This window comes from Sphingomonas endophytica, assembly GCF_001476895.1.
Taxonomy (GTDB): domain Bacteria; phylum Pseudomonadota; class Alphaproteobacteria; order Sphingomonadales; family Sphingomonadaceae; genus Sphingomonas; species Sphingomonas endophytica_A.
In genome coordinates, this window is sequence record NZ_LDTB01000022.1 from 49,330 (window position 1) to 56,033 (window position 6,704).

Genomic DNA, 6,704 nt, shown 5'->3' on the forward strand with positions numbered 1-6,704 from the left:
GACCTTTCGCAGCGGTCCAACCTTCATCGCGGCGCCGGCCGGACGCGTCACCTTACCTCAAAACCGCGTGCGCAGCGTCAGGCCATAGGTACGCGGCTCGCCCAGGAACGAGGCGAACAGCTGGTTGCCCGTGCCGCCGAACGCCTGCACCTGCTGCTGGTTTCCGGCGCCCTGGAAGGGGGCATTGAACGCCACCTGCTGAAAATTGGTGTCGAGCAGGTTCTGCGCCCATAGCTCGATCGCCCAGCGGTCGCGATCGCCACGCAGGCCGATGCGCGCGTTGACCAGGGTGAAGCCGTCCTGCTCCTTCTCGATGAACAGGTCGGACCCGGTGTTGTAGTCCGACACCGTCCGCTGATCGACATAGAACAGCGCCGACATCCCGCTGCCGCCGATCGGCGGCGTCCAGCTGACCGACGTGGTGATGACGTTGCGCGGCGCGTTCGACATCTGCGACCCCGACAGCAGGAACAGCGCGGGGTCCAACGCCGCGCCCGCGTCCGATCCGACCAGATTGCGGCGATAGCGCGTGTCCGCGAACGTATAGCCCATGTTCAGCGCGAAATGTTCGGCCGGGTAGATGCCCGCCTCGGCCTCGAACCCCTGGCTGACCACGCCGTATCGCACCTTCGCGCCGCACGCGCCGGTCGCAAGCGAATTGTCGCGATCCGCGCCGTTCAGGCTGTCGGAGCACGAACCGATATTCTCCACGACGTAATTGGTGCCGTTGAAGGTGTTGAGCTGGAAGTTCTTGAATTCCGACCGGAAGCCCGAAAGGTTGAACGTGAACTGGCGGCTCGAATATTTCAGGCCGACTTCATAGGCGTTGACCGTTTCGGGATCGAAGCGCAGCCGCCGCGCATCCAGGTTGGCGATCGTCGTCGACGTATAGGCGTCGCCCAGATCCGAACGATCGAGGTTGTATCCGCCCGCCTTGTACCCGCGTGAATAGCTGGCATAGGTCATCAGCCGGTCGCTCGGCTTCCAGCTCAGCACCGCGGTGCCGGTAAACTGATTCTCGCGCAGCTTGTCGTTCAACGTGCGGCCGTTCAGCACGCTCGACGAATTGCCGGTACACGCCAGCGTCGCAATCCCGCGTGTCAGCGCCGCGAGTTGCGCGTTGTTGAACAGCGGGTTGAGCAACGCCTGCACCTGCGGGCAGACGGTGTTGTTGTTGCCGAACGTCGCGTCGAAATTCTTCTCCTCGCGCGTCCAGCGCAGGCCGCCGGTCAGCGACAGCGTATCGGTCAGCTTGAAGATATTGTGGGTGAAGATCGCGAAGCTCTTGCTGTTCTGATTATAGACGTCCCGCGTCGTGCCGAGATCGTTGAGCGTCGAAAGTCGGTCCAGCGCCGGCAGGATCAGCGCCGCCGCCTGGCCGAACCCCGCGCCCAGCGCCTGCCGCGCGGTCGCGCCGCCAAGCGCCGCCAGCGGCGTGGTGCCCAGGCAGCCTGGGTTCGCCGGGTTGCGCAGCGCCGCCAGCGGATTGACCGTCGCGACGATCCGGCAGGCGGCGAACGCACCGTAATCGCGACCGAATTTCAGATTGTCGACGACCTGCAGGTCTTCGTTGCTGAAGAAGCCGCCGATCAGCCAGTTGAGGCGGTCGCCGAACGCCTCACCGTTCAACCGCAACTCCTGCGTGAAGGTATGGAATTGCCGGTAATTGTTGCCATCCGCCGGGCGATAGCCGATGTCGAGCACATTGGCGTCGATGTCGTTCGCGCCGTCCGACTTGTATTCGCGATAGGCGGTGATCGAGGTCAGCGCCGCCCCGCCCAGGTTCCAGTCGATCTGCGCCGACCCGCCATAATCCTTGGTGACGTTGCTATAGGCACGGCCGGGCGTGAAGGCGATGCGGCGGCTGTACGGATCGTTGCCCGCCGGGAACACGCTGCCCGCCGGATAGCCGCGCAGCGCGGCGATCTGGTTCATCACGCTGACGATGCGGTTGCCGTTCGGGTTGATCGCATAATCGCCGGGCGTGCCGGGGGTCGGATCGGTCTTCTCGCGCGTGTCGGTATAGACCGCGCCGCAGCACTTCTCGTTGCGCCACGTATAATCGCCGATCAGCCGCAGCGATAGGTCGGGCGACGGCTCCAGCAGCAACTGCCCGCGCACGAACCAGCGATTGCGGTCGTTATAGTCGGTGTCGTTCACGACATCGCGGTAGAAGCCGTCACGCTTCGACAGCACCCCGTCGATACGGAAGGCGAGCAGATCCTTGACGATCGGCCCCGTCACCGCGCCCGCCAGCCGATAGAAATCGTAATTGCCGTAGGTGCCCTCGGCATAGCCGCCGAAATCGAACGATGGCGCCCTGGTATAGATGTTGATCGCGCCGGCCGACGAGTTTCGCCCCGACAGCGTACCCTGCGGCCCACGCAGCACTTCGATCCGGTCGACCTCGCCCAGATCGTTGAGGCCGGAGCCGGTGCGGCTGCGGTACACGCCGTCGATGAACACCGCGACCGAGCTTTCCAGGCCCGGATTGTCGCCGACCGTGCCGACGCCGCGCACCCGTGCCGAGGCATTGGCCTCCGATCCGGTCGACGACACGTTCAATGACGGCGCCAGCTGCGCCATCTGCCGGATATCGGTCGCGCCGGAATTCTGCAGCGCCTGCTGGCTGACCGCGTTGATCGAGATCGGCACGTCCGACAGCCGCTCGGCGCGGCGCGTCGCCGTGACGACGATATCGCCCGCATTGAACACGCCGGTATCGCCCGACTGCGAAGAAGCGGTATCGGTCTGCCCGGCGACCGCGGCATTGGTGGTGACGGGACTGGTCTGGTCCTGCGCCAGCACGGGGATGGCGTACACCGCGGCAACGGTGGACAGAAGGGTGGCGGTCAGACGCATGGCGCTATCTCTCCCAATGTCACCCGAACTCTTTGAAGGTCCGGTATTGGTGGAGCGTAGCGCGGACATGGCGTCCGTCCAGAGCTTTTCTGTACGTCCGCGCAGATTTTCGAAGATGGTGTTGGCCAAATACAACGCCGCCGCGCGGGTCAGGCGCGGCGGACGTTACGGCAGGCTGGCCGTTTTCGGATCAGGCCTGGCGCCTGTCCGGAATGCTTACTTCGGTGCCAGCACCATCAGCATCTGCCGGCCTTCCATGCGCGGATAGGCCTCGACCTTCGCGACATCCTGCACCTGCTCCGCGACTCGCTGGAGCACCGCCATGCCGAGCTGGCCATGGCTCAGCTCACGACCGCGAAAACGCATCGTGACCTTCACCTTGTCTCCCTCGCCGATGAACTCCGCCACCTTCTTCATCTTGGTGTCATAGTCATGATCGTCGATGTTCGGACGCATCTTGATCTCCTTGATCTCCTGCGTCTTCTGCGACTTGCGGGCGAGGTTCGCCTTCTTCTGCGCCTCGTACTTGAACTTGCCGACGTCGAGGAACTTGGCGACGGGCGGATCGGCGTTGGGGGACACTTCGACAAGGTCGAGCCCGACTTCGCGCGCCTGCTCCATCGCCTCGCGCGTGTACATCACGCCGAGATTCTCTCCCTCGTGATCGATCACGCGGACCTTGGGGCTCTGGATCCACTCATTGAACCGCGGGCCGTTCATCGGCGGCGCCTGCATCGGCCGGCGCATCATGGGAGGACGTATGGGTATTTCTCCTGTATCGGTTACCCTCCGAATATAGGGCATCCTGTTGTGTTTTGGAAGCGCCTGTGCGGGAAGGCCGCTTCAGCGCGACCTGCCCGCACGACGGCCGTGCTATTCCGCCGCTTCGGCCTGCACCACCGGCGGCTTCCACGTCAGCACCGGCTTGCGCGCGGCCAGCGTCTCGTCGAGGCGCGCGCGTGGTGCGAAATGCGGCGCGGTCTTCAGCGACGGGTCGCCCGCCTTGGCCCGTTCCGCCACCGAACGCAGCGCGCCGATGAACTGGTCGAGCGCGGCGCGGCTCTCGGTTTCGGTCGGCTCGACCAGCATCGCACCGTGGACGACCAGCGGGAAATACATGGTCATCGGGTGGAAGCCCTCGTCGATCAGCGCCTTGGCGGCGTCGATCGTCGAGAAGCCGGCCGCGAAGCCCTTATCCGAGAAGATCGCCTCATGCATGCACGGTCCGGACGGGGCGAAGGGCGCATCCAGCACGTCCTCCAGCGAGCGCAGGACATAATTGGCGTTCAGCACCGCGTCCTCGGCGACCTGCTTCAACCCGTCCGCGCCGTGGCTGAGGATATAGGCCAAGGCACGGGTGAACATGCCCATCTGCCCGTGGAAGGCGACCATGCGCCCGAACGTGTCAGGGTGGTCGTCGCCTGCCGTCTCTTCCTCGATCAACTGGATATGCCCATCGGCCATCCGCGCGGTGAAGGGCAGCGGGCCGAACGGCGCGAGCGCCTCCGACAGCACCACCGGCCCCGAGCCCGGCCCGCCGCCACCGTGCGGGGTCGAGAAGGTCTTGTGCAGGTTGATGTGCATCGCATCGACGCCCAGGTCGCCCGGCCGCACGCGCCCCACGATCGCGTTGAAGTTCGCGCCGTCGCAGTAGACGTAGCCGCCCGCCGCGTGCACCGCGTCGCTGATCTCCTTCAGATCACGCTCGAACAGCCCGCAGGTGTTCGGGTTGGTGATCATCACCGCCGCGACGTCTGGCCCCAGCCGCGCCTTCAGCGCCGCCGTGTCGACGCGCCCGTCGGCGGTGGCGGGAATGTCCTCGACCGTGAAGCCGGCGAACGCCGCCGTCGCCGGGTTGGTCCCGTGCGCGCTCTCCGGCACCAGCACGACCTTGCGATGCCCCTCGCCCCGCTTCTCCAGCGCCGCCTTGATGCACAGGATACCGCACAACTCGCCATGCGCGCCCGCCTTCGGGCTCATCGCGACGCCATACATGCCGGTCAGCTTGATGAGCCACACCGCCAGTTCGTTGATGACACCCAGCGCACCCTGCACGGTATCGACCGGCTGCAGCGGGTGAACGTCGGCGAAGCCCGGCATCCGCGCGACCTTCTCGTTCAGGCGCGGATTGTGCTTCATCGTGCACGAGCCGAGCGGGAAAAGCCCGAGGTCGATCGCGTAATTCTGACGGCTGAGGCGCGTATAGTGGCGCACTGTCTCCTGCTCCGACAGCCCCGGCAGCCCGATGGCGCTCTTGCGCGTCAGGTCGCCCAGCCGCGAACCAGCGACATCGCCCTCGGCAAAATCGACGCCGGTCGTCTCGGTCGAGCCGATCTCGAAGATCAGCGGCTCTTCCAGCATCAGCGCCTTGTTGCCGGTGAAGGTTTGGGCGGTGTTGACGCCCGCGACAGGCGTGGTCGGCCTCCAGCCGCTTGCGTTGATGCTCATGCCAGTGCCTCCTGAAGCGCGGTCGCCAGCGCCTCGATATCCTCGTCGGTCGCGGTTTCGGTGACCGCGACGATCAGCCCGTTCGCCAGCGCCGCTTCGCCCGGATAGAGCCGCCCGAGCGACACGCCCGCCAGCACACCCTTGTCGGCGAGCGCACGCACGACTGGCCGCGCCTCCTGCCCGATGTCGAGCGTGAATTCGTCGAAGAAGGTGTCGTTGACCACCTTGACGCCCGGCACCTTCGCCAGACGATCGGCCGCCCGGCACGCGCCCGCATGGTTGAGCGCCGCCAGCCGCCGCAGGCCCGCCTCGCCCAGCAGCGTCATGTGGATCGAGAAGGCCAGCGCACACAGGCCCGAGTTGGTGCAGATGTTGCTGGTCGCCTTCTCGCGGCGGATATGCTGCTCGCGCGTCGAGAGCGTCAGCACGAAGCCACGCCGCCCCTCGGCGTCCACCGTCTGTCCGCACAGGCGGCCCGGCATCTGGCGGACGTACTTTTCCTTGCAGCCGAACAGCCCGACATACGGCCCGCCGAACTGGAGCCCGACGCCGAGCGACTGCCCCTCGCCGACGACGATATCGGCGTCCATCTCACCCGGCGAGCGCAGCGCACCGAGTGCCACCGGCTCGGTCACGACCGCGATCAGCAGCGCCTTCTTCGCATGGCACGCATCGGCCAGCGGGGTGAGGTCCGCGATGCGGCCGAGGATGTCGGGATATTGGACGACGACGCACGACGTGTCGTCGTCGATCTTGGCGATCAGCGCGTCGAGATCGGTGTCGGCGCCCAGCACCGGCAGCGCGGTGTCGAGCACGTCGCCGGTATACTTCGCCATCGTCTTCGCGACCGAGACGTAATGCGGGTGCAGCCCGCCCGACAGGATCGCCTTGCCGCGCCGCGTGATCCGCCGCGCCATGCCGATCGCCTCCCAGCACGCGGTCGAGCCGTCGTACATGCTGGCGTTCGCGACGTCGGTGCCGAGCAAGGCGGCGACCTGCGTCTGGAATTCGAACAGCATCTGGAGCGTGCCCTGCGCGATCTCCGGCTGATACGGCGTATAGGCGGTCAGGAACTCGCCGCGCTGGATCAGGTGATCGACGCTGGCGGGGACGTGATGGCGATAGGCCCCGGCCCCCAAGAAGAACGGCACGTCGCCCGCCACCGTGTTCTGGCGTGCGAGTGCGGCCATGTGGCGCTCGACCGCCAGTTCGCTGGCATGCATCGGCAGGTCGTGGATCGGGCCGTCGAGCCGCGCGGATTCGGGCACGTCGGCGAACAGATCGTCGATCGACGACGCGCCGATGACGGCCAGCATCTCGTGGCGGTCGGTGGGGGTCAGGGGCAGGTAGCGCATCGAATGCTCCTCCCCTCCCTACAAGGGAGGGGTCGGGGG

The 6,704-nt window shown here is 66.1% G+C and carries 4 protein-coding genes; all 4 read right to left on the reverse strand.

Translation table 11 applies throughout. The features are described from left to right. Positions 1–57: 57 nt before the first annotated feature. The 4 genes from NS334_RS07975 to gcvPA all read right to left on the reverse strand — a co-directional run bounded on the left by NS334_RS07975 (position 58) and on the right by gcvPA (position 6,665). Complete coding sequence (locus tag NS334_RS07975; protein ID WP_058755437.1) at positions 58–2,862, reverse strand: TonB-dependent receptor; 2,805 nt, start codon at positions 2,860–2,862, stop codon at positions 58–60. A gap of 216 nt (positions 2,863–3,078) precedes the next feature. Beyond that, complete coding sequence (gene infC, locus NS334_RS07980) at positions 3,079–3,612, reverse strand: translation initiation factor IF-3 (protein WP_058755438.1); 534 nt, start codon at positions 3,610–3,612, stop codon at positions 3,079–3,081. Between the two features lie 123 nt (positions 3,613–3,735). Continuing rightward, positions 3,736–5,310 carry an aminomethyl-transferring glycine dehydrogenase subunit GcvPB gene (gene gcvPB / locus NS334_RS07985; RefSeq protein ID WP_058755439.1) on the reverse strand — a complete coding sequence of 525 codons (1,575 nt, stop codon included), beginning with the start codon at positions 5,308–5,310 and terminating at the stop codon, positions 3,736–3,738. Next, positions 5,307–6,665, reverse strand: a complete 1,359-nt coding sequence (gene gcvPA / locus NS334_RS07990; protein ID WP_058755440.1) for an aminomethyl-transferring glycine dehydrogenase subunit GcvPA — start codon at positions 6,663–6,665, stop codon at positions 5,307–5,309. Before gcvPA ends, gcvPB begins: the two co-directional genes overlap by 4 nt. Between the last annotated feature and the right edge of the window lie 39 nt (positions 6,666–6,704).